The following is a 24568-nucleotide window of genomic DNA, read 5'->3' on the forward strand; positions in this document are numbered from 1 at the left end:
TATGCAGCATATTTTTCAAAAAGGCACGGATCCATCAAAGCCTACACTCGTCCTGCTCCACGGTACTGGCGGAACTGAGCATGATTTGCTCCCGGTTGCACAAATCGTATCGCCGGAGTCTTCCGTGCTGAGCATCAGAGGAAATGTACTTGAGCACGGCATGCCTCGCTTTTTCCGTAGATTAAGCGAAGGTGTCTTTGATGAAGAGGATCTTATCTTTAGAACGAATGAGCTGAATGAATTTCTGAATGAAGCAGCGACGAAGTATGAGCTTGATCGCAACAACTTCATTGCAGTCGGCTACTCCAATGGAGCCAATATTGCCGGAAGCCTCTTATTTCACCACCAAGGTTCTCTAAGAGGAGCAGTGTTGCATCACCCTATGGTTCCGCGTCGCGGGCTGAAACTGCCCGACCTGTCCGGTACGCCTGTATTTATCGGTGCAGGAACGAACGATCCGATTTGCGCACCGCAAGAGACGGAAGAACTGCAGACGCTGTTAACCCAAGCAGGTGCACATGTAACCGTACATTGGGAGCAGCAAGGCCATCAATTAACGCATTCTGAGGTTCATGCAGCCTCATCTTGGTTGCAAAGCCATATCAATCAGGGGTGAGCCCATGCTAACCATTTATCCGGAGGAGCAAACCGAGCGGGATAATTATAAACTGCTAATCGGCAGTATCCTTCCAAGACCGATCGCGTTCATCACAACATTGTCAGCTGAAGGCGTATTAAATGCCGCACCTTATAGCTATTTCAATATCATCTCTGCCAATCCGCCCATGGTTTCTGTATCCGTTCAAAGAAAAAATGGCGTTCGCAAAGATACATCTAGAAATATGATGGAAACTGGCTCGTTTGTTGTTCATATATCGGATGAGGATTACATCGAGGCAATCAATCTAACCGCGGCCAATCTTCCGCCAGATGAGAGCGAAGTGGACTTCGCTCAACTTACTTCCATCCCAAGCACCAAGATTAAGGTTCCAGGGATTGCCGAAGCCAAAATCCGCATGGAATGTACGTTAGAGCAATCTCTTGCTCTCGGCGGATCGCCTTCGTCTCCAGCATGTGATCTCATTATCGGGAGAGTCGTGTGCTTTCACATTGCGGAAGAATTGGTTGAGGGCGGGCGTATCGATGCACAACGATTAAAGCCAGTGAGCCGATTAGCCGGTAACAACTACTCGAAGTTAGATGAAATCTTTAGCATTGATCGACCCAATTAATTGATAGTTTTGAGTTCGCAATCCTACAAATCAATGAATCACAATATCTTTAATCATAGTAAAGGCTGCCAAAATGATTGGCAGCCTTTCTTCACGTATTGATATCTTTTCATTTCCTACAAAAAAAATCGGAATTTAGTGTTTACAAGAATCCGATATTGAGTTATATTTAACATAACTTCCAGATATTACTTACAAAACTATCAGAGGAGTTGAATCCGTTTGAAGAAATTGCTTATGTCATTATCAGTACTGGTCGCCCTGGCTACAGCAGCACCTGCATATGCTTCCACTGCACCTGTCGATGCTGTCAAGCCTGAGGTTCAACAAACACAGAAGTTCGTTAAGTACTTTGCACTTCGTCCCAATGAACTGAGCTCACTGGAAGGGATCTATTTGAAGAAAGGCCAACAGCTTACGGTCTATGCACAAGGGAGCTATTCGTATTTTTCGGTATATGACTCGAGCAATCATCTCGGGACATTTTTCAACAGCAATGTAGGAAGAATTTTCACTGCGACTGAAGACGGGTATCTGTATTTGCAGTTTGCGGCACCTTCCACCTATACAATCAACCACATCACGGCTACTTATTTCATTAATTGACCTGAGGTTGATATAATACCAACCACATTTCTTGCAATAACAAGAAATGGATCTGCTAGAAATGAAGACAGCGACAGTTATGGACAACACATCGTCCGAACTGCCGCTGTTTTTTGTGGTTAAGAAGTGAACATTAATATTTCATGAACGTAACCGTAAATTTCGTATACGCGTATCTCTCACTTTCCACCTTAATCAAGGCTTGATGTGCTTCGATAATAGATTTGGCTAAGGCTAAGCCAATCCCTACCGAGTCATGCTTTTTGGAGCCTCTAGCTTTGTAGAATCGTTCAAAAATATGTGGCAATTCCTCAGCAGCAATTCCCTCTCCGAAGTCTTGAATCACAAGCTCTGTATAAATCGGTGTATCTTCGATTGCAATCTTAATCTTCTCACCCGGTTCGGAGTGTTCTATCGCATTCTTCAGCAGATTCAATAATGCTTCCTGCATCCATACTTTATCGTGAACAACGACGACTTCCTCCGGGGTATGCCAATCAATCGATATATGCTGATTGGTAATCATGCTCTGTAAGCGATCTAGAGCGTCCTCAATGGTCTCTACTAAATTGGCCGATTCTTTCTCAAATGAAATAGCTCTTGCATCGATTTTCGCTACCTTCAACAAATTGTGAATCAACACATTCATTCTTGAGATCTGCACATCATTATTTCCCAACAGTTGAACTTGTTGCTGGCGCGGTAAACTGTCATTCATCATCATCTCATTGTAGATAGATATCGTGGAAAGCGGTGTTTTTAATTGATGAGATATATCCTGCAGCATTTGTACTAGAAATGCCCTCTCATCACGTAAATCCTGCATGCTTTTGCGAATAATATCTTTCATCGAACGAAAGGAAACTGCCAGTTTCGCGAGATCCCCTTCTTTGTTCTCATTAATAACAACCGAATAATCCCCATCGATTATTCTTTTGGCAGCCGAAGTAAGCTGTCTAATTTTCTGGAAGATCATCTTGTGCTGTAAATAGCTTGCCAGAAGCAGAATACATCCGAAACACACCAATCCCCAAAACATAAATTGGTTATGGCTAACAATATGATTATTTAGAAGTGGGAAAAGCTGTGACTCCAGACCTTCATATAGTCCATAATGCCTTAAAATCTCTCTCCCTTTTTCCTGATATAGAATGGAGTCCGTAGAATGGCTAGTTAAGACTTTCAAAATTTCCGCTTCATTCTCAGGGTTTTGCTCAACCAATCTTGCGGTAATTTCCCCCCAAGATGCAATGGAATCGCTTTTCAATTGATTGTAGAACAGTTGTTGGGTAATGAATTGATAAACGGTAAATAACGTTAACAGAACGGCCAGTATCGTGATATAGCCTTTCAACTCGATATTTTTCATCATCTTACTCTCTGCTCACATCCTTGCTCCAGCGGTAGCCCAATCCTCTTTGTGTGACGATAAACTGCGGATTTCTCGGATCATCTTCTACTTTATCTCGCAATCGTCGAATGTATACAGATAACGTATTTTCATCAAAGAAAACCTCATCACCTTCCGTTATATTCATAAGGAGCTCATCTCTTTTCAGTGCTTTGTGGGCGTTCATCATGAATGTGAGAAGAAGTTTATATTCTAAATTCGTTACCGGAATGCTCTCTTGATTTTTGTACGCCTTGACTAGGTTCATATCGATTTTGATATTCTCAGATGTTAAGATCGTGGAAGTAGTCCCTAGACGCGCTTGCTTGCGCAATTGCACTTTCACTCTGGACATGAGTTCCTTCACGCGAAAGGGCTTCGTAATATAATCGTCCCCACCAATATCCAGTCCCATGACCACATTTGCTTCTTCATCAAGGGCGGTTAAGAAAATAACTGGTGTATCGCTATGTTTTTTAAAATGCATGCATAAATCATAGCCATTTCCATCTGGAAGGCCGATATCTAGAATAATTAAATGAAAAGTACGATGATCAAACTGCTGCTTCGCTTCTCTGACACTAGATGCTTTGACCAGCTCATACCCCTCATTTTTCAATGAAAATTCGATAGCTAGACCAAGAGCATCATCATCTTCAACCAGCAATATGTTGCTCAACGCGTGGCCTCCTCCTCTTTCTATTTCAGCCATAGGCCAACAAAATCAGAATAGCCTGACTATACACATAGCCAGGCCCTTCGTATTATTCTTCCCTGATCACATCAATAATATTATCCTTTTGGATTTTGCGCAGCGGAATCAGAACTGATACATAACTGATGAACAATGCAGCAGCAAACGTAATGAGACAAGCCGAATAAGGAATCGTCCATTCAAGCTTCTTGATACCGGAAACAGCCAAATATAATATATAAGAAAGTATACAACCGAAAAATATCCCTTGTAAACTTCCAGAAACACCATAAATGAGCGCTTCATAGATAATCATTTTTTTCAGATCTTTTTGCGACATGCCTATTGATTTTAATGCAGCCAGTTCTTTTCGTCTAATGATGATACTGATCGTAATCGTATTAATGATATTCACACTGCCAATCAGAGAAATAACCGCAATAAAACCATATACGAGCACTTTAATCACAAGCTCTGATTCTTTCCTTGTTTTATTCTCGTCCAGCTGATTAACGATTGTAATCGAGTGCTTGGTTCCAACGGTCTGCTGGATGTCCGCAACTGTCGCGCTAGATTGATTGACATCCTTCAATTTGATTCGAAAACTAGCGTCCTGTTGGCTAACTTCAGATACATTACTAAGCGACTTCAACTGCTCCATAACTTGTTGTCTTGCTGATGTCTTACCATGTATATCATCTTGCAGATAGATGGTTAGATCCGATTTCGTGGACTCATTGTTCACGTATTTGGTTGCAAATGCGATATCCATAATCGACGAAAAAGTAATAAACAATACACTACTTATAATGATGGATAAGATGGTAATCGTATATCGATTTTTATTTCTTTTTACATTTTTCAAGGCCAGGCTCATTGGAAAAGAAACCGGCTTTTTCAGCACCGTATTTTTTTGTTTTTTGATCGATTCTTTCCTTATCGATAACCTGCTGCTGATTGCCAGCAAGGGAGATATTCTGCCTGCAAAAAAAGCAGGATAATAGCTGGACGCCAGCACCGCTGTCAGGGTAATGAGCGAACTGATCAATATGATCGACCAATCGATATGTAAGAACGAGACGCTTGCACCCGTTTCTAATAACAGGTAGAAAATGAACTGTAGAGCTGCAAGTGCCAGGATGCTGCATACAATCCCAATCGGGATCGCGATAACAGCCAGTACAGCAGCCTCTCTCATGACGATGTGTCGAATCTGCTTGCGCGTAGCGCCAATACTTCGGAGCAATCCGAACTGTTTCATCCGCTCAACGACACTAATTTGAAAAGCGTTATAGATGACGACAGCTGTCGCAACCACAACGATACTGATGACGATGACGAGCACGGCCAAAATCGAACGATTCGACTGCGGCTTCAACACTCTGATCAATTCTTCATTGATCACCAGCTTCTCAGTTCCCGTAAATGATTTGATCTCGTCCAAAACTTCATTAAAGTTCGCGTTATGGTTGATTGTAATTAATATTTGGCCTTCACCGATGGCAAAATCATGCTTATAGGTTAATAAGCGGCCAACTTTACTTTTCTGTGTAAACTCGCGATTGTCGAGCAACCCAACAAGTTTATAGGTTTCTCCATCCAATTGAAAGGATTCTCCGAGCTTAAGATTTTTATTAATATAAGGAAGCGTCCATGAATCTACAGCCGCCTCATGCTCATTTGCAGGTAATTGGCCATCCAAAAGGCTATAGGGTAAAAACTCCATTGCACGATGATCGGCGAAACTCATTTGTACCGAAACGTCCCCAAGTGGGATTGTTTTGCCCTGAGACATCAATCCATACGATGCGATTTGAGGATTATATCTGATTTTATTCAATATTGCTTCATCGTAATTGGATATGCCGACATGAAACGAAAACCCATTCAGCTTTTTGATGTTTTCAATTTGGGAGAGCTGCGATCCTCTCATAAACAGGCCAATCGTGGAAATTAACGCTACAGAGAGTATGATTCCGACCAGGGTCAAGATGGTTCGCTTGATATTCCCTTTTAAATATCGGCTGCTTAGTTGTTTGTAACTGCTGATCAACTTCATTCTCCTCCAGTCTATGCCTGATTCGCAGCTAGCCGTTGATCTGAAATGATACTACCGTCTTCGATCGTAATGACCCGATCGGAAGCCGATGCAATCGATAAATCATGCGTAATCAACACAATGGTTTGATTGTATTTCTTCGCTGTCAAACGTAATAAATCCATGACTTCCTTCGTATTTTTCGTATCTAGGTTGCCTGTGGGCTCATCGGCCAGTATCAAATGCGGACGATTGATAAGCGCTCTGCCAATGGAGACCCGTTGCTGCTGGCCGCCAGATAGTTCGGAGGGCAGATGAGTCTTCCGTTCATGAAGCCCTAGAGTTTCTATAATTTCATCGAGATACGTCATATCTACCTGTTCATTATCTAATATCGAGGGCAAAGCGATATTTTCCTGAACATTTAATACCGGAATCAAGTTAAAGAATTGAAAAATGAATCCGACTTTTCTTCTTCTGAATATCGAAAGCTCATCATCCGAATAATCGTAAATACTATTTTCCCCAATGAATACTTGTCCTGAAGTCGGCCGATCCAACCCTCCTAATATATGCAGCAGTGTGCTTTTCCCGGAGCCGGACACACCTACGATGGAGACAAATTCTCCTTGTTGAATCGAGAGGGAAATCCCTTTTAACGCGTCTACCCTACTATTGCCTTCGCCATAGCTCTTCACTACATTTTCCATGCGTACAACTTCCATACTGTCACCCACTTATCATGTAAAGTTCAAACTCTTACACTTAATCTTGAACATCTACAAAGTTTACTTTGTCTTCGCTATCTGGATACACACTTCTGACTTCATCCAAAATCTTGTTCACCTTCTCTTTATTTTTATAATCGTAGCTGTATCTTTGGAAATGAATTAATGAGAGCGTTGACTCTGCTTCCTTTAATTTGTTGTAAGTTTGGTCGTCAACAATAACAAGATCCATAGTTGGCATATACCCGATCCACGCCTGATGTTTCACATACTGTACAGGCACCATCTGACCATTCAAATCGATTTGGTTATTCTTCGTTTCGTCAAATAAAGAGAATAACAAGTTTTTACCATTCGATAATTCTTTGATGGAGGTAACTGGATCTGAAAGAATAGACACACTGCCAGGTTCTTTTCTGGCTCTAATAATCCCCTTCTTCATGAATTGCTCAGCTGTAGAACGAGTAATAACCGAATACTTGATATACCGAGTTGAAAATTCTTCACCCGTTTCATCCCGATCTTGCTCTGCAATTTTTGTAGTTATTGTTGTTGTAACCAATTTCATTTTGTAGTCAACCATTTCTTTGCTTACATCTTTGTACTTCTCTTTGACTTTGCTCACATCTTGATTCGTTCCAATCACTACAATTCCATCGGCCGGTTGCGATGGTCCTTCTATATAACGTTTTACCCCAAATCCTATTCCTGCAAAAATAGCGATAACCAACACGAAACCAATTATTTTTTTCATCCTGTCTGCTCCTTTTATCAAATTCATCTGATGTCTGGATTATAGATGACTTTGCTTCTCAAGTTAATGACTCTTGTCTAACCATTTTCATCATTTTCCTTACTTTTTAGTAAGAATCGAAATGAACACGTGACTTTTCCAGATAAAATAGCGACAGTCATGGACCAAAATTGCCCGAGACTGCCGCTGTTTTATGTGTTTACGGACTTCTCTATTGAATACCACGCATTTCAAATCGAACTATTCACTCGGCATAAAGCCAGATCCAAAAGCTTTCCTCATCTTCTGTTGAACAAGAAGCGCAGCTTCATAAGAATCAGCCGTGACAATAAAGTCCACATTCTCCTTCATCTCTTTGAAACACTCTATGTTTATATCCTGAAAATCATCATCAAACCAAATCATACCTGCCCAGATAGCTCCTTCCTCTTTATACTTTTTGAGGTCTGGGCTATGATAAAGCAAGCTTCCTGAATTAATCCCTTTTATTTTTTCAAATATATACGTATCTAATGATATATACTTGTTCGAAATATCGATGCCGTCAATTCGAATGGAACCTACGAATTTATGTTGTCGTAGAAAAGGCCGAACTAATGTCCCGGATATGTAAATCGAGGTTTTCTTAAAAGATGAAGGGTCTTTCTCATTATAAGTTATAGCAGATCGAACCACATCGATCTTCTTAGGAAATTGGTAGACTTCTAAGAATATGAACGTTGGGATTCCAAATACAATTAGCACTGATAATAAGATGATTAAGGTAGTTTTGAATGTATTATTCAAATGTGGTTCAACTCCTATATGAAGTAATATAGATGAACTGAAATACATATTTAACCATTCCGCTCAGAACTTGGAATTCCTTCAACCTCACTGTTTGATTAAGATCTATATGCAAATCATTTGGTCATATGAAAAAAAGCAAAAGAAGCCGATTTTCTATTTCAGAAAATCGGCTTCTGTCTCTATGCAGTAACACTTCTAGTTGCTATGCGTTTACATTGCTTACTCACTCGAAATTCGTCTGCTCACGGTAACCATAATAGCTGCCAGCACGAAGAAGTACATAGGCATCGTCACTAATGAGTCATTATGCAAATAGCTCATTCCGCTCGTAATCAGACTCACGATGAGATAATACCCTAATCCAAAAATAGCTCCTGCTGTCCCCAATACATCGCTGTAGCGCACCAGCGCCAAGCTTAAGCAGTTCGGAATCGCCATACCGATACCGAGCAGCAGGATGAAGATACAGGCGACAAATACACCCATGGACAACAGCGATGAGCTTAATCCACTAAGCGTAAACCCGACCAACGCTCCTGCACCGAGTGCGGTTACAAGACAGCCGATCAGAATGATCTGCTCTGGCTTATAGGTGGACAATAGTCTTTTCGACAACATGGCTCCTACTATTGATGACAACGCAACAAAAATACCAAAGAAGCCATAGATGCCGGGCGTCATCTCATAGTATTCAATAAAAACGAAAGGAGCTTCTGCATAGTAACTGAACAGAATGCCATTTGTTGCGCCGATTAGAAAGCCAAATGCCCATACCCTGCCGTCTGCAATGAGGCGCTTGACGACAGCTATTGTATTCACATTCGAAGTCGTCGTAGCAACTCTCGTCTCAGGCAAAGAAGCGAACGTGTACGCGAATATTGCCACACTCATCACAACAAGGGTTAGAAATACAGCCCTGAAGCCTAGCGACTGGTCGACCCAGCCTCCAATCAGCGGCCCTAGAGCGGGTGTAAAGGCAAGAGCTGCTGAGATTTGAGCAAATACAGCATGACGCTTCGAGCCATCGATGCTTTCTCGCAAGATCGTTTGCGTGACAACCGAGCCTGTACTTGCTCCGAATGCCTGAATGAACCGACTTACCAATAGCCATTCCACGGAACCTGACAGGTAACAGCCTAGGCTACCGATTCCATATACGAAAATGCCCCACAGCATAGCAGGACGTCTGCCAATTGCATCCGATAACCTTCCCCAGCAAAACACGCCAAACGCAAAACCAAGAAAATAAATGCTGAGCGTAAGCTGAATCATGTTGTTGCTTGCCTGCAATTGACTAGCAATATCCGGCAAGGAAGGCGTGTATATCGTTTCACTGATTTGTGGAAATCCCACAAGAATAATAAACAAAAGCAATGATGGAGTTGAGATTTTTTGTGCCAAGTTACATTCCCCCTATAATTTCGGAAATCTCAATTACATCATCGAAATGTCAGGGTATCGGGGGTTTGCATTTGATTAATCTTGCAAATGAGAGTGCCATAATAAGTGATCACCTTACAATGTTATAGGGGTAAATATATTGTGGATTATATCAGAATCCCATAAATATTACCACGCACGAACAAGATTGTATTGGTAACCTTCTTGCTTACGCCGTCTCCAACTTCTCTCAAATTACATCTACTATAATAGAGTAGATCAAAGAATGGGGGTCATGATAGATGAGCAAGCATCTTTCCTTATTAACATGGAATATGTATTTGGGCGCAGATACCTCCCCACTATTTACAGCACCGCCCGTGTTGATACCAGAGCGAGTAACCGAGGTGTTCCGCCAGTTTCTCGCAACAAATATCCTCACTCGGGTGAAATCCATAGCACGTCAGATTGCTAGCAAGAAACCGGACTTTATTAGCCTGCAGGAAGCAGAACGAATTCAGCTTGTGATCCCAAGCTTTCGAACCGTCACGTATGACTTTATCAGCTTACTACTAAAGGAACTGCGGGAACTCGGATTGCGTTATGAAGTGGCAGCTGTCAATCATAATTTCTCGGCAGAGCTTCCGGATAGTCATGGCAACACTGTTCGATTTCTTGATAGAGATGCTATTTTGATCCGCACAAGCAGCAAGCTTAAGATCGTTCAAAAGACTGAAGCAAATTTCAATACGAATCTTGTTATTCAAATTGGTGGGCAACCTTTTGTAGTGGTACGAGGATGGTCTTCCATTGGTGTGTGTTGGCATGGACGTACATTTAGAATCATTAATACTCATTTGGAACCACTCTCTCCAGCTATACAGGTTGCACAAGCACAGGAGATTATTGATGGGCCAGGAAATAGCCAGCTTCCCTTGATTGTTACAGGGGACTTGAATTCAAATGCAGATGGGACCGGAACCCCCACCTACGGCTTATTTTTAGCAGATGGTTTCCATGACACGTGGGTAGAAGTCGGTAAAGGCAATGGATTTACTTGCTGTCAAGACGCCGACCTATTGAATAATCAATCTTCCTTACTCTCAAGAATCGACTACATTCTTTTCAAAAATGGATGGATACCCCTCAAGGCAGATAATGCTGGAGAGAAGCAGCAAGATCGAACCGAAACAGGACTGTGGCCTTCCGATCATGCGGGAGTTTCCGCAGCATTAAAGCTGAACAAAAATTGTTACTAATCTAGATTGGACAGAATACTCTTCAACAGAGGCATTTTCAATGAGCATCCCTCCTCAGAACGGGCATGCGCTCATGAAAATGCCTTTTTATTCACCTATTTCAATGAGTGACATCCCTTCCAAAGTACTCCAATTACAAATGAATTCAAGCGTACTGCTTATCACACAGCTCGAAGGAATCAAGTGCAGAAATCAGAATTACCAATATTTACGCATGATAAATATGATAAAAATCACCTTCTATTGTGAAATACATCACAAACACTAGGTTGAAAGTAGATTAAAATTGAAATGAACATCAACACATACCCTTTCAGCACGAAACAGCACCCAAAATAGCCGTCAGTCAATAACGGGAAAATTGGAGTACATAGCCACCCCAACATCTGGTTTGCTTCGTCTGATTTTATTCTGGGTATTGAAACTATGTTCATTTATAAAGAGATAGAAAGTGGAGGGTTTCACATGAGAAAGAAAGCTACAGCAACAATGATTCTTCTTCTGTCGATCATGCTTATCATCGCAGGATGCGGTGGTAATGGGAACAAGACGCAGGGTCAAGACAACGCAGCAAAAACGGAGAAACCAGAAACAGAAGCTGTGTCCGGCGCTTCTAAAGCGAGCTATACCCCTATCGATCAACTGAAAGACAAATATGATATCATCATCATCGGTGCTGGCGGAGCGGGAATGACTGCTGCTCTTGAGGCCAAAGCCAAAGGCATGAATCCCGTTATTTTCGAAAAAATGCCAGCAGCCGGCGGAAATACGATGAAATCCTCTTCGGGTATGAATGCATCTCAAACCAAGTTCCAAAAAGAGCAAGGCATTCAAGACAATAACGACCTCTTCTTCGAACAAACATTAAAAGGTGGTCACGGTACGAACGACAAAGAAATGCTTCGTTACTTCGTAGACAATTCCGCAAGCGCAATCGACTGGTTGGATTCCATTGGCATTCGCTTGAACAACCTTACGATTACTGGCGGTATGAAGGAAAAACGTACACACCGTCCTGAAGACGGATCTGCTGTTGGACAATATCTCGTCAGCGGCTTGGTCAAGAATGTACAGTCCAAAGGAATTCCGGTTTTCGTAAATGCGAAAGTTACTGATATTACAGAAAAAGACGGAAAAGTGAACGGCGTTAAAGTCCTCTTCGAAGAGAAGGATGAGAAGAACATTGCCGCAAACGCAGTTGTTGTCACAACAGGCGGTTATGGTGCTAACATGGACATGATCTCCTCTGTTCGCCCTGATTTGAAAGGTCTCGTAACAACGAACCAAATCGGCAGCACTGGTGACGGCATTACGATGATTGAGAAGCTCGGCGGCGTAACTGTAGATATGGATCAAATTCAGGTTCACCCTACTGTACAGCAAGAGAAGTCCTATCTTATCGGGGAAGCAGTTCGCGGTGAAGGTGCAATCTTGGTTGATAAAGACGGCAAACGATTCACGAACGAGCTGGATACTCGCGATAACGTAACGGCAGCAATTAATAAACTGTCTGACAAAGCAGCTTACCTTGTATTTGATTCTGGCGTGAAATCCCGTGCAAAAGCTATTCAACAATACGACAAAATGGGATTTGTCATCCAAGGTGAAACGGTTGAAGATTTGGCCAAAGTAATGGGCGTTCCGGGCGACCAGCTCAAAGCTACACTTGATACATGGAACGGCGCGGTGAAAGACAAAAAAGATGCTGAATTCGGCAGAACAACAGGCATGGACAACGAATTGTCCGCTGGACCATTCTATGCAATCAAAATTGCTCCTGGTATCCACTACACAATGGGCGGCGTAAAAGTCAACACAAACACCGAAGTTGTAACCAAGGATGGCAAGGCTATAACCGGTCTCTACGCAGCAGGTGAAGTCATCGGCGGCCTGCACGGCGAGAACCGTATCGGCGGGAACTCCGTTGCAGATATCATTATCTTCGGTCGTCAAGCAGGTATTAAATCTGCTGAATTTGTAAAAGCACAATAAAGCTAGTATATCTCCCCCCCTCAAACGCTTGGGCTCTTCGTAGTCCAAGCGTTTTATTTATCTGTACACTCTCTCCTCCCAATAATCACTCCCTCTTTACGCTGGGAAAGTGATAGTTTGCTCGAATAATAAGCAATTAGAACTATTGATTGTAGATCTCTGTTCCTCTACTATCTAGCTATGATTTCCTTTCATTTGTGTGAATAAAAAAGAGTGGGATGAATTGAGAAAAGCACTAATTGAAGCCAATATTGGCGGTGTAAAAAATGTTGTTATCAGCTTCCAAGTCAAAGGCGGCGGTGGATACTTTATTCCACTCATCGACTCCTATTATAAATAATCGTATACATAAAGGATGTGCTGCGACACATCCTTTTTCTGTACATAATGTTTCTGCTTCGTTTACAAAATAAATAACCGGCCGCTATTTCTAGCAACCGGTAATACAATGAAATCCCTATTCTCCATGCGATTATAGCTTGAAACGATTCACCATCTCCTGCAGTTCTTCCGCCATTTGCTTTAACTGCCCGATCGAAGCAGAAATGGTCTCTACAGAGGCAAGCTGCTCCTCAGATGCAGCCGCCACCGATTGTACGGTGGAAGACGTATCTGCTGCAATCTTCGCCATTTCGTCAACTGAAGCCGTAATCTCCTCAGTACCTGCTGACATCTGTTCTGTCGCAGCTGATGTCTCCTGTACTTGCCCTGTCACTTGCTGCACCAGCGCCATGATATGCTCGAACATCTGCCCTGCCTGCGCAACAACCTTCATACCTGACGCAACATCCTGACGTACATAAGCCATTGCATTTACCGTTTCCTGCGTGCTGTTTTGCATTTCCACAATAAGCTCGGCTATTTGCTTGGCTGATTCACTAGACTGTTCAGCCAGCTTGCGTACCTCTCCAGCAACGACTGAGAACCCTCTGCCGCTCTCCCCGGCTCTTGCTGCTTCAATCGAGGCATTGAGCGCAAGAAGATTCGTTTGCCCTGCAATATTCGTAATGACATCAATAATGTTCTCGATCTGCTGAGAATGATCATGCAGCTGTTCAACAGCAGATTCCGTTGTTTGTACAGATTGATTAATTGACTTCATCTGCTCCATCGCATCGACGATCGTTGCATTGCCCTGCTCAGCTTGTATAGCCGAATGATTGGCCAATTCCGCAACGCTCGATGTATTTTCGACAATCGATTGAATACCGCGTGCAAATTCTTCAAGCGCAATCGCATTTTCCTCCGATGCTGTCTGCTGCAGCTGCGCACCCGATGCGACCTGTTCCATTGAAGCGGCAATATGCTCTGTCGCTTGCGCCGTTTCATTCGCATTGTCAGAGACTAAGCGTGAATTGTGAAGCAGTTGCACCGAACGCTCATGCACCGTGCTCATAATCGAGGACAAACCGTCCATCATCTTGTTGAAGTCCTTCATCAGCAGCCCGATCTCATCCTTCGAATCATAGGAGCCGCGAACCGTGAGATCTCCTTGTTCTGCTTGCTTCATCAAGGTTTGCATTTGTCGAAGCGGCTTCACAATCAGATTGGCGATCACATATCCAACCAGCACGCATACAAGCAGTGAAATCATTCCGATGATTACGTTCGTCGTGGTGGAAGCTTTCGTTAGCTCCGTTGATTTCTTCGCTTGCTGATCCGCCAAATTTTCATTCCACTTTACAAGCTCGGTCAACACTTCTTGTACCTTACTGCGAGAATCGCGTACATTGCTTACGTAATAGTCATATGCCTCTTCGTTCTTATTCGCGATTGCCAACTCTATAGCACGAATATTACTATCGCGATATGGCTTTAGCGCCTTCTCATACTCAGCTACGAATGTTTTTTCCTCATCTGTTTGCAAGACTTCCTTATATTTCTTCATGAGTGTATCACTTTCACCACGGAAACGAGCAATAGATGCTTTGAGCTCACTATTCCGCCGATCATCACTGCTTGCCATTAATTCGAAAATGGCTGAGTCAATGGAACGGTTATTCACCATAATCTGCTTCACCCACATGATCGACATCAGATTATGCTTGAAAATGGTGTCGTTCTTATGATTGATCTCGTTCATGGCGCGATACGAAATCGACGTACTTAATGCCAGCAGCAAAATGCCGACACCAACCAGTATAAAAATTTTAATTGAAGTGTTCAGGTCTTTAAATCTAAACTTCATGCTTTCTCTCCCCTCTAGTTAACTTTATCATTATCGACAAAATCAGACATAATTTTTATAGATGTTATGACTTTTTATCTGTTTTTCTGAAAACTTACTGCAAATACATCATATTCAAGGCTCTCTGATCGTCAAATAAACACAACAAAAAAACCCATCATTGAACGTACGCTACCAGCAGCTGCATTACAGCTCTCGCACGTATATTCATGATGGGTCTCGTCTACAAAAAGAGAAGTAAGTTGAATTTGTGATCGTAGAGGATCATGTTCACTTGCTGCATCTTCATTCAGGTGAAGGATGGCCATCTCATTTGAAATGAAATAAATCGGCTTCTATCCATGCATCCCTGCCGCATACTTAAGCTTAATCGACATATTGTGCACACACCGCAAGTACCGTATGGTTCCTGTATTCGCACGCATAATGACCGAATGCGTCTCCACACGCTGACCAGGTAAGTTACGAACCCCATTCAGCAAGTCGCTATTCGTGATGCCCGTCGCTGCAAATATGATGTCGCCCGAACCTACAAGCTGTTCCATTCGAAGCAATGCATCAGGGTGCTGAATCCCCATCCGCTTGCAGCGCTCTAGCTGTTCCCGACTCTGCACCATGAGCCGACCCTGCATTTCTCCGCCAAGACAGCGGAGAGCTGCTGCAGCCAGCACGCCTTCCGGTGCTCCGCCAGAACCGACGTACAGATCAACGCCACTCTCGATAATTGCCGGTACAATCGCACCGGATACATCCCCATGATCAAGCAGCTTAATCCGAACTCCACTGCTGCGTAGGGCTTCAATAAGTTCACGATGGCGATCTCGCTGAAGAATCATGACCGTGAGATCTTCTACAGACTTGCCCAGCCTTGCTGCGGACTTCTCCAGTGTTACCTCAATCGGATCATCTAAATTGACGTGGCCTGCGAGCAGCGGGCCTACGGCTAGCTTCTGCATATACATATCTGGAGCGTGCAGAAGATTGCCCCTCTCTGCAATAGCGATGACTGACATTCCGTTATTCAATCCATTCGCGACAACTTCTGTTCCTTCTAGCGGATCCACTGCGACATCAACATCCGGCCCGAAGCGGCTCCCAACCTTCTCTCCAATATAGAGCATTGGTGCCTCATCCATTTCACCTTCACCGATTACAACCGTCCCATTAATCGGAACGGAATCGAACATTTCCCGAATAGCAGAGGTAGCGGCATAATCCGCGCCATGCTTGTCACCCCGGCCGATCCAGGAGGCTGACGCCAGAGCGCCTGCCTCTGTAACACGTGCGATTTCCAGAGCTAGCTGACGATCCATCTCCACTTCTCTCCCTTTTATCTACGACAAGTTGATTTCACTCACGTAATCAAATCCATGACAATGCCTGCAGTTTCCTCAATTGCTTTATCCGTCACATCGATGACAGGGCAACCTAATCGGTCGAACAATGAACGGGCATATTCCAATTCCTCGACGATGCGATCGAGCGAAGCATATCTAGCTAAGACAGGAAGCCCCATCGTCTTCAGCCGCTCAGAACGGATCTTCAATAGATGCTCAGCGTTCATCGTCAAACCGATTATTTTACTTGGGGAGATGCTGTACAAGTGCTCCGGCGGCTGAATTTCAGGCACTACCGGATAATTGACAACCTTCTTCCCCTTATGAGCCAAGAAGACGCTCAACGGTGTTTTGGAGGTGCGAGAGACCCCTAACAGCACAATATCCGCCTTCAGGATCGCATGCAGATCCTTGCCATCATCACACTTGACAGCGAACTCCACGGCTTCAACGCGCTGAAAATAATCGGCATCCAAACGATGCAGCAATCCTGGCATTCGCTTCGGCTGATCCGCAAACGTATCGACGAAAGCTTGAATCATCGGCCCCATAACATCCACAGCTCGAACATTTAGACGGATTGCATGCTCTTTAATGGCTTCCCGCAATTCAGGCTGAACGAGCGTATACGCGACAAATCCTCCGGATTCGGCAGCCTCCTCCATCAACATGCGGAGCTCTTCCTCATTGCGCACATTCATATAGCGCTTAATCCTGATTTGCGGCGCTTCGAATTGTCGTATTGTCGCCTTCACTACAGCCTCTGCCGTCTCCCCGACGGAATCTGAACACACGGTTATCGTATATGACGCGTTCCCCATACGCTTCGTCCCCCTGCTAATCCTGGTCTACTTTGTCGAGCATCAGCTTGATGATCGTCGTCTTCGTTATTCGTCCTACGACATTCCCTTCCAGATCAGAACGATTCTCTGGGTAAGATACGACCGGAAGGCTGTCTACTTGGTGATGTATCATTTTACGCGCAGCTTCCAATACAGATTCCTCTGGCGTAATCGTTACAATATTCGGTTGTCTGGTCATCACCATGCTGACAGGCATCGAGGACGCATTCGGGTTGCCTAATGTAACCTTAAGCAAATCCTTGCGCGAAATGACACCTGCAAGCTTGCCGCCTTCATCGGTTACAATGAGACTGCCGATGTTCTCTAGGAATAAGGTGACAACCGCATCCTGTACTGTCGTCTTCACATCAACCACAACTGGCATGCCCTGAACCTGTCCGACCTTCATGTTGCGCAGGACGTAGGAATCCGACTCCTTCTTCTCCGCCTTCTCCCCGAGAAAATAGCCTACCTTGGGCTTTGCCGCAATATAATCGAGCATGACCAGCAAGGATAAATCCGCACGAATCGTAGGTCGACTGACCGTCAACATCTCCGCGATTTGTTCTCCCGTAATGGGGGCATGCTTCTTGACGATTTTAATAATTTCTAACTGTCTCGTTGTTAGTTCGATAGCGCATCCCTCCGTTTCATGCTATAAAGGTCGCCTTGAATCACGATCCCTGCCCATACGTGAAATACGTAGGATTCTGTTCATCTTCTGACAAGATTATAGCATTCTGGGCGGAAAGTGCGTAACTCCTGATTGCAGAAGTTCATGCACTCCGCCCCGTAAGTCATGCGCAGGGTTATAAGGTCAAGCTAATCATACCGCTGCTTCTTGTGATGATTGATCTACTGGTCGTTCTCCTGCATGTGATTCTGTTTGTCGCCTTAATGCGCCTCCCAGACGGATCTGCGCCTGTGCCGCTGCAATACGGGCGACTGGAAGTCGATACGGAGAGCAGCTAACATAATCCAAGCCGATCTGATGACAGAACATAATGGATTCATAGTCGCCACCATGCTCCCCACAAATGCTGGTCGTGAGCGTCGGGTTTACGGAGCGGCCTTGATTGACCGCCATCTCAATCAGCTTGCCAACACCTTCCGTATCCAGCACTTGAAATGGGTTATGAGGAAGCAGCTTATTTTCCACGTAATGCGTTAGGAACTTCCCCTCCGCGTCATCTCGACTATAGCCAAATGTCATTTGCGTCAGATCATTCGTACCGAAGGAGAAGAAATCCGCAGAACGAGCAATTTCGCCTGCTGTTAATGCCGCGCGAGGCACTTCGATCATCGTTCCTACCTTATACATGCAATTACGTCTCTCTTCACCCAATACCTGTTCCGCCACGAGATCGACAATGTTGCGCAGGAATTGCAGTTCATTAACGTGACCGACAAGTGGGATCATAATCTGGGGCTGAACTGCAACACCATCACGAAGACAACGCAGCACAGCTTGGAATATTGCTTCTACCTGCATCTCATAAATTTCGGGGAACATAATTCCAAGTCTACAGCCACGCTGTCCGAGCATTGGATTCGTTTCTTCCAGATCCCGAACTCGGCGGATCATCCGTTCAAGCTCCTTGCGCTCATATTCCTGCTCACGTTCTTCTTGTCCCGAGGAGCGAAGTGCATCCAATCGCTCTGTAAGCTCCTCAAGATTCGGGAGGAATTCATGCAGCGGGGGATCGAGCAGGCGAATGGTAACCGGCAATCCGTTCATCTCACGGAACATATCTTCGAAGTCTGCACGCTGCATTGGCAAAAGCCGATTCAATGCCAGCTGACGATCGATATCCTTATCTGCCATAATCATTTGCTGTACGATAGGCACTCTTGCCGGTGACAGGAACATGTGCTCTGTTCTGCACAGGCCGATACCTTCCGCACCGAATTCTCTTGCTTTGCGGGCATCAGCTGGTGAATCCGCATTCGCGAGTACCTTCATCGCACGAATCTCATCCGCCCATTGCAAGATGAGCAGCATCTCGGGTGATACATTGGCATCTTGAAGCTCAATTCTCCCCGGTATTACCTGTCCACTGCCCCCATCAATCGTAATCCAATCTCCCTCTCGAAGGACATTCCCCTCGGCGATCAGCTGACGCTGCTCCTCATCAATCTGCAGCGCTTCACAGCCGCACACACACGGCTTACCCATCCCCCGAGCTACAACGGCAGCATGACTGGTCATACCGCCACGCAGTGTTACGATCCCTTCTGCGGCAACAATACCATGGATATCTTCCGGTGTTGTCTCCATCCGAAGGAGAATAACCGACTTCCCTAGTCGCTTCCACTCATCTGCTGTGTCGGCGTCGAACACCGCTTGCCCACATGCCGCGCCTGGTGAAGCAGGAAGCCCAGTCGCGATTGCACGATAGCCCGCAGCTGTATGAAGCGAACGATGAAGCATATGATTCAGGTGCTGCACATCAATTCTCATTACGGCCTCTTCCTTGCTAATCAGGCCTTCCTTCACTAGATCGGCTGCAACTTGCAGGGCAGCTCTAGCATTGCGTTTGGCATTGCGGGTCTGGAGCAAATACAACTTCCCGTTCTCGATCGTAAACTCAATATCCTGCATATCCCGATATTGAAGCTCTAACTGCTTAGCGCATAAAGCCAGCTCCTCATAGGCATGTGGCATCGTTACTTCGAGCTGCGAGATCAAAACTGGCGTTCTTGTACCACCAACTACATCTTCACCCTGCGCGTTCATGAGGTATTCACCAAATAAGTCGGGTTCTCCTGTTGATGGGTTGCGTGTAAACAACACGCCTGTTCCACTTGTCTCCCCCATATTTCCGAATACCATCGACTGTATATTGACAGCAGTACCCTGATCGTGTGGGATGTGATGCACCTTCCGATATACCTTCGCTCTTGGACTCGACCAAGACAGAAATACAGCCTCAACTGCTTCTTGAAGCTGCTGCTTCACATCCTGGGGGAATAGGCGTTCCGAGCGCACTTCAATGAGCTGCTTGAACTTCTGAACAAGAGAACACAGCGATTCTTCCGTAAGCTGTTGATCCTCGGTGCACCCAGCGAGCAGCTTTTCTTGCTGAAGTATGCGTTCGAAATGGACAGCCTCGATATTATAGACAACAGAGCCATACATTTGAATGAAGCGGCGATAACAGTCATAAGCGAATCTGCGATTGTGCGTGAGCTTAGCCAATCCTTCTACTGTCTGATCTGTAAGCCCAAGATTGAGTATCGTATCCATCATTCCAGGCATTGATGTCACAGCGCCTGATCGAACCGATACAAGCAGCGGGCATTCAGCACTGCCGAATCGGCGCTGCTGTACTCTTTCCAGTTCCACCATTGCACGCATTACTTCATCCATTAATCCCTCGGGAAGTCGGCATCCATTGCTGTAATACTGTCTGCACATTTCTGTCGTTATGGTGAAGCCTGGCGGGACTGGGAGTCCCGCCTTCGTCATTTCAGCCAAATTAGCACCTTTGCCGCCCAGCAGCTCAGCATCCTCTTTGCCACCATTTCGGAACGAATTCACGCGCACACTTATCAAGCCGTAGCACTCCCCTCTTGCTCGCGGCACGCTTCTTTGTCACACACCATATATTTCGTCTTCACGCCATTCGTAGGCAGTGTATCAATAATGTCATCACAATATCGGCAAATGATTGTGCCCAAGTCGTTCTCTTTTACATACTGATCAATGAGCTCATCGATTTGGTTCCGCATGATTGTTCTACCTCCTCGGATTGGACGAACATATACTTGACGAAATCCGTTACACGGCATGCGTATGCCCATTCATTGTCATACCATGCCAGCAGCTTCACCTGATACCCTGATGTTTGAATTGATAACCCATCAATAATTGCAGATTTGTTGTTGCCAATATAATCGGAGGAGACAAGCGGCTCCTCGTTGTATTCTACATAATGCCCCATGCCTTCCTTAATCGCATTTGTAAATGCGCGGACGATGTCTTCCTTCGTAACTTCACAGTGCAAGTGAGCAGTAAGGTCGACTAAGGATACATTTTGCACGGGAACTCGCAAGGACAGACCCTGAACCCGCTCCGCCAGATGGGGCAGAATATCCTTCAAGGCTTTGCCAACTCCTGTTGAAGTTGGAATAATGGAGCTGCCGCAAGCACGGCCTCTTCTCCAGTCCGAATGTGCATTATCCAGATGCTTCTGATCATTCGTATACGCATGGACCGTCGTCATCCAACCGTAGCCCAAGCCAAATTCCTGATCAAGAACATGAAGAAGCGGAGCTAGACAATTCGTTGTGCAGGAAGCAGTAGAAATAAGTGTATGCTCCTGCGGATCATATGCGTGCTCGTTCACGCCCATTACGATAGTACAATCCAGATCCTTACCTGGGGCTGTCACGACAACCCGCTTCGCTCCCGCTTGCAGATGCAGGGATGCTTCTGAACGACTCTTAAACTTCCCTGTTGCATCAACGACAACATCAATTCCGTGCTCTCTCCATGGCAGCAGTTCTGGGTTGCGTTCGCTTACTAACGGAATCCGATGTCCCCGAATGATAAGGCATTGATCTCCCGCCTTAATATCTTCCTCCCAGCGACCGTGAATCGAATCATACTTCAAGAGATGCGCCAATTGATCAGGTGCACAGGTAGAATTAATAAGGCCAAGTGATGCACCGTTTCCATTCATGAACAGACTGCGAATAACTAATCTGCCGATTCTTCCTGTACCACTCACACCGAGTCGTTTCAGCATATATCGTTTGAACCTCCTTTGCTCAACTCATATATTACGTCATAATAAATGGAATTTCAATATATAATACACACTATATTCGATTTTATTTCGGTAATCAACGGTTTAAATGTGTATTATAATGAAAATTGGGTGCATATAATACATACTATAAACAACATCAAGCATGTCTTAATGACCACAAACAACTGCACATTCCTAGCCATAGCTAGATCCCACAAAAAAAGATGACCTCTGATCCATTCAGAAGTCATCTTTTGTGTATTCCATAGTAAGAAAGTATATTTTCCGTCTGCTTCTCTAGCCTTTACTCACAACCGCCGTTACCTTCTCTTGTTCAAAATACAAATGATCGTGGTTCTTGCATCCTGGGTTAAATGAGGTTCGACATATCGGGCACTCATAGTTACAACTAAGATACTCATGAATCGTGAGCTCCGTATGGCAATTGCCACATAAAATCGCCTTCGTACCCCATTCCGCTATTGGCCATACCATAGGCTCGTGATCCTCTGCCTCCTCATGACAATAATAGCAGCCATAATACGTACCACAGCATTTGAACTTAATCGCAATTACGTCCACCTCTGAATGATAATGACGGCATCTCGTCTTCGTATCAATTGCACCTTTCACCTGAATCATGCTCAACCCTCGCTTTAGGCTCTCTTCCTATTACTTTCTTATTGCTATCTTCAAATTAGCATGCTTCATATCTATCGCAAACATCATGTATCGTGCTAGCCCCTTGTATAGTACCTTGTCTCGTTTCTTCTTGTACAAGCATACCATATTTGCAAACTTCATTCTCCAGCCACGAGCAAAATTAAAGAAAGACGGTTTTCTTTCTGAAAAATAGGTGAACACTGTTACCGACACGATATTACTCAAGGAGGTCAACATGAAGAAATTCGTATTCGCGTGCCTGCTGACAAGCTGTCTGCTGCTTAGCGCATGTGTAGCTAAGGAAACAATGGCCGGAGTGAAGTCTCCCAGTGTAAACGTAAATATCATTAACACGAAAGGGGATTCCATCGGTACGGCACAGCTAACTCAAGTCGGCAATAAGGTTCAAATGGCGATCGATGTCCAAAGTCTGTCACCAGGTAAGCATGGCATACACTTTCACGCGGTAGGCCGTTGCGATACCCCTGATTTCAAGACCGCTGAGGCCCACTTGAACCCGACTCATAAGGAGCATGGCTTTGAGAATCCGAAGGGTTACCATAGTGGAGATTTGCCGAATCTTGAGGTAGGAGAAGACGGCAAAGCGCAAGCCACCTTCACAACCGAGATGGTCACGCTGGAGAAGGATAAGCCGAATTCGCTGTTGAAGTCAGGCGGTACAGCGTTAATCATCCATGCACAGCCTGATGATTATAAGACTGATCCGTCAGGCAACTCAGGTGATCGCATTGCATGTGGGGTCATTCAATAGGAATGGTCATAAGAGTAAGGGGCTTCCACCCGTCATCCTTGATGATGTAATGGCAGCCCCTTATTGTTTGCTAGACGCCGTCACCTATTTGCGCGTAAATAGGTTTACCGCCTCATCCAACGATTTAAGCTGGCCAAGAGCCGAGTAATCTAACCATGGCTGCTGTTCAATCGTATGAACGTTGCCGTTTTTAACCGCCTTTAGATGTTTCCAGATGGAGCTATCCTCCAACTCTTTGAACAGCTGCTGCGCAGCCTTGTCAGCAGATACCTCAAGCAGAATGTGATCGGGATCGAAATCCGGCAGCAGCTCACTGGAGATGGCTTGCGGCCCTTCCTTTCCTCGGCCTATACTTTCTAAGCCCTTGGCGGGCTTAATCCCCAAGTCTTGATAAAGCAATGAGCCATAATTGCGATCTAATCCGTATACTCTGAGCTCTTTTTTCATGACGCGCAGCACTAACACCGTCTCGTCACCAAGCACTTGCTTGATAGATTCTTTTGCTGTAGCGGCTTTTTGCTTATAATCGGCAATGAACGCTTCGGCCTCCTTTTCTTTACCTAACGCCTTACCGAGTTGCTGCAACTGTTCTTGCCAGGTCGATTGCTTGAAATTAAGCACAATTGTCGGCGCAATCTTCTCAAGTTCATCCTTGCCTTTTATCAGCTCTTCCTGCGCGATGATAAGGTCTGGTTCCACGTTCACGAGCGCTTCAAGGTTGGGATCTTGGGAATTCCCTAAATTTTGCGTATGTGGCAAGAGATCAGCTACATGTGGGAGAAACTCTTTACCTTTTTGCGTGACCGCTCCTATCGGGGTAATTCCTAAAGCAAGCAAGTCGCTCGTAAAAGGAATAGATAATACCGCAATCCGTTTGTCTGCTCCTGCAATATCAGCTGGCAGCTTCGTATCGGAAGTGGCCGTTTGAACCTGTAATGATTTCCCCGATTCACTCTGTTTATTTGAGGGCACTTGCCCGCTGCATGCTGCAGTAATCATTACGAGTAATGTGCAGATACAAGTAAGTATCTTCATGCGATGACGTGTAATCATGATGCCAAAACCCCTTTATATGTTGTTTAAATGAAAATGATAATCATTATTATGATCGAACTCTATCCATTAATCCATGCCATATCTTTAGATATCT

General features: G+C 44.7%; 22 protein-coding genes. 6 read left to right on the plus strand and 16 right to left on the minus strand.

Annotated features, from left to right (window positions below; genetic code table 11):
• The first annotated feature begins 1 nt into the window (after nt 1).
• The 3 genes from BP95_RS0118700 to BP95_RS0118710 all read left to right on the plus strand — a co-directional run bounded on the left by BP95_RS0118700 (nt 2) and on the right by BP95_RS0118710 (nt 1838).
• Nucleotides 2–616: an alpha/beta hydrolase gene (locus BP95_RS0118700; protein WP_021253758.1), complete on the plus strand. Its 615-nt coding sequence runs from the start codon at nt 2–4 to the stop codon at nt 614–616.
• Between the two features lie 4 nt (nt 617–620).
• The gene (locus BP95_RS0118705) at nt 621–1232 is read left to right on the plus strand and encodes a flavin reductase family protein (RefSeq protein ID WP_028532995.1); all 612 of its coding nucleotides are present in this window, start codon (nt 621–623) and stop codon (nt 1230–1232) included.
• A gap of 222 nt (nt 1233–1454) precedes the next feature.
• Nucleotides 1455–1838: a hypothetical protein gene (locus BP95_RS0118710; protein WP_021253760.1), complete on the plus strand. Its 384-nt coding sequence runs from the start codon at nt 1455–1457 to the stop codon at nt 1836–1838.
• Between the two features lie 133 nt (nt 1839–1971).
• Here BP95_RS0118710 and BP95_RS0118715 read toward each other — a convergent pair whose 3' ends face one another.
• The 7 genes from BP95_RS0118715 to BP95_RS0118745 form a co-directional block, all read right to left on the minus strand.
• Nucleotides 1972–3207 (minus strand): HAMP domain-containing sensor histidine kinase, encoded by a 1236-nt coding sequence (locus BP95_RS0118715; protein WP_028532996.1) that lies wholly within the window; start codon nt 3205–3207, stop codon nt 1972–1974.
• 4 nt (nt 3208–3211) lie between these two features.
• Entirely contained in the window at nt 3212–3907 is a 696-nt protein-coding gene (locus tag BP95_RS0118720) for a response regulator transcription factor (protein ID WP_021253762.1), read from the minus strand.
• Nucleotides 3908–3992: 85 nt separating this feature from the next.
• Complete coding sequence (locus BP95_RS0118725; RefSeq protein WP_028532997.1) at nt 3993–5975, minus strand: ABC transporter permease; 1983 nt, start codon at nt 5973–5975, stop codon at nt 3993–3995.
• Nucleotides 5976–5992: 17 nt separating this feature from the next.
• Nucleotides 5993–6685, minus strand: coding sequence for an ABC transporter ATP-binding protein (locus tag BP95_RS0118730; protein WP_028532998.1), 693 nt, complete (start codon nt 6683–6685; stop codon nt 5993–5995).
• Nucleotides 6686–6725: 40 nt separating this feature from the next.
• Nucleotides 6726–7442, minus strand: coding sequence for a lipoprotein BA_5634 family protein (locus BP95_RS0118735; RefSeq protein WP_021253765.1), 717 nt, complete (start codon nt 7440–7442; stop codon nt 6726–6728).
• Between the two features lie 240 nt (nt 7443–7682).
• A complete protein-coding gene (locus tag BP95_RS0118740; protein ID WP_021253766.1) occupies nt 7683–8228 on the minus strand; it encodes a hypothetical protein in 546 nt (181 codons plus the stop codon).
• A 222-nt stretch (nt 8229–8450) separates the two neighbouring features.
• Nucleotides 8451–9632, minus strand: a complete 1182-nt coding sequence (locus BP95_RS0118745; protein WP_028532999.1) for a multidrug effflux MFS transporter — start codon at nt 9630–9632, stop codon at nt 8451–8453.
• A 281-nt stretch (nt 9633–9913) separates the two neighbouring features.
• On the opposite strand from BP95_RS0118745, the gene BP95_RS0118750 reads away from it, so the two are divergent.
• Nucleotides 9914–10870 carry an endonuclease/exonuclease/phosphatase family protein gene (locus BP95_RS0118750; RefSeq protein WP_021253768.1) on the plus strand — a complete coding sequence of 319 codons (957 nt, stop codon included), beginning with the start codon at nt 9914–9916 and terminating at the stop codon, nt 10868–10870.
• Nucleotides 10871–11335: 465 nt separating this feature from the next.
• The gene (locus tag BP95_RS0118760) at nt 11336–12862 is read left to right on the plus strand and encodes a flavocytochrome c (RefSeq protein WP_028533000.1); all 1527 of its coding nucleotides are present in this window, start codon (nt 11336–11338) and stop codon (nt 12860–12862) included.
• Between the two features lie 472 nt (nt 12863–13334).
• Here the strand turns inward: BP95_RS0118760 and BP95_RS0118770 are convergent, their stop codons facing one another.
• The 8 genes from BP95_RS0118770 to BP95_RS0118805 form a co-directional block, all read right to left on the minus strand.
• Nucleotides 13335–15050 (minus strand): methyl-accepting chemotaxis protein, encoded by a 1716-nt coding sequence (locus BP95_RS0118770; protein WP_028533001.1) that lies wholly within the window; start codon nt 15048–15050, stop codon nt 13335–13337.
• A 335-nt stretch (nt 15051–15385) separates the two neighbouring features.
• Nucleotides 15386–16363 carry a class II fructose-bisphosphatase gene (gene glpX, locus BP95_RS0118775; protein WP_021253773.1) on the minus strand — a complete coding sequence of 326 codons (978 nt, stop codon included), beginning with the start codon at nt 16361–16363 and terminating at the stop codon, nt 15386–15388.
• Nucleotides 16364–16404: 41 nt separating this feature from the next.
• Nucleotides 16405–17208, minus strand: a complete 804-nt coding sequence (locus BP95_RS0118780) for a pyruvate, water dikinase regulatory protein (protein WP_021253774.1) — start codon at nt 17206–17208, stop codon at nt 16405–16407.
• A 16-nt stretch (nt 17209–17224) separates the two neighbouring features.
• On the minus strand, nt 17225–17833 hold the full coding sequence (locus BP95_RS0118785) for a helix-turn-helix transcriptional regulator (protein ID WP_227774997.1): 609 nt from the start codon (nt 17831–17833) through the stop codon (nt 17225–17227).
• Between the two features lie 222 nt (nt 17834–18055).
• Nucleotides 18056–20785, minus strand: coding sequence for a pyruvate, phosphate dikinase (gene ppdK, locus BP95_RS0118790; RefSeq protein ID WP_021253776.1), 2730 nt, complete (start codon nt 20783–20785; stop codon nt 18056–18058).
• Complete coding sequence (locus BP95_RS30895; RefSeq protein WP_021253777.1) at nt 20782–20961, minus strand: GapA-binding peptide SR1P; 180 nt, start codon at nt 20959–20961, stop codon at nt 20782–20784. The genes ppdK and BP95_RS30895 overlap by 4 nt, the downstream gene beginning before the upstream one ends.
• Nucleotides 20922–21980: a type I glyceraldehyde-3-phosphate dehydrogenase gene (gene gap, locus BP95_RS0118800; RefSeq protein ID WP_021253778.1), complete on the minus strand. Its 1059-nt coding sequence runs from the start codon at nt 21978–21980 to the stop codon at nt 20922–20924. Before gap ends, BP95_RS30895 begins: the two co-directional genes overlap by 40 nt.
• Nucleotides 21981–22280: 300 nt before the next feature.
• Entirely contained in the window at nt 22281–22625 is a 345-nt protein-coding gene (locus BP95_RS0118805) for a CHY zinc finger protein (RefSeq protein WP_021253780.1), read from the minus strand.
• A gap of 256 nt (nt 22626–22881) precedes the next feature.
• Here BP95_RS0118805 and BP95_RS0118815 point away from each other — a divergent pair, with 256 nt between their 5' ends.
• A complete protein-coding gene (locus tag BP95_RS0118815) occupies nt 22882–23418 on the plus strand; it encodes a superoxide dismutase family protein (protein WP_021253782.1) in 537 nt (178 codons plus the stop codon).
• Nucleotides 23419–23502: 84 nt separating this feature from the next.
• On the opposite strand, the gene BP95_RS0118820 is transcribed toward BP95_RS0118815, so the two are convergent.
• A complete protein-coding gene (locus BP95_RS0118820) occupies nt 23503–24471 on the minus strand; it encodes an ABC transporter substrate-binding protein (RefSeq protein ID WP_028533004.1) in 969 nt (322 codons plus the stop codon).
• Nucleotides 24472–24568 lie beyond the last annotated feature (97 nt).

The sequence above is a fragment of the Paenibacillus sp. UNC217MF genome, from assembly GCF_000686865.1.
Taxonomy (GTDB): Bacteria; Bacillota; Bacilli; order Paenibacillales; family Paenibacillaceae; genus Paenibacillus_B; species Paenibacillus_B suaedae.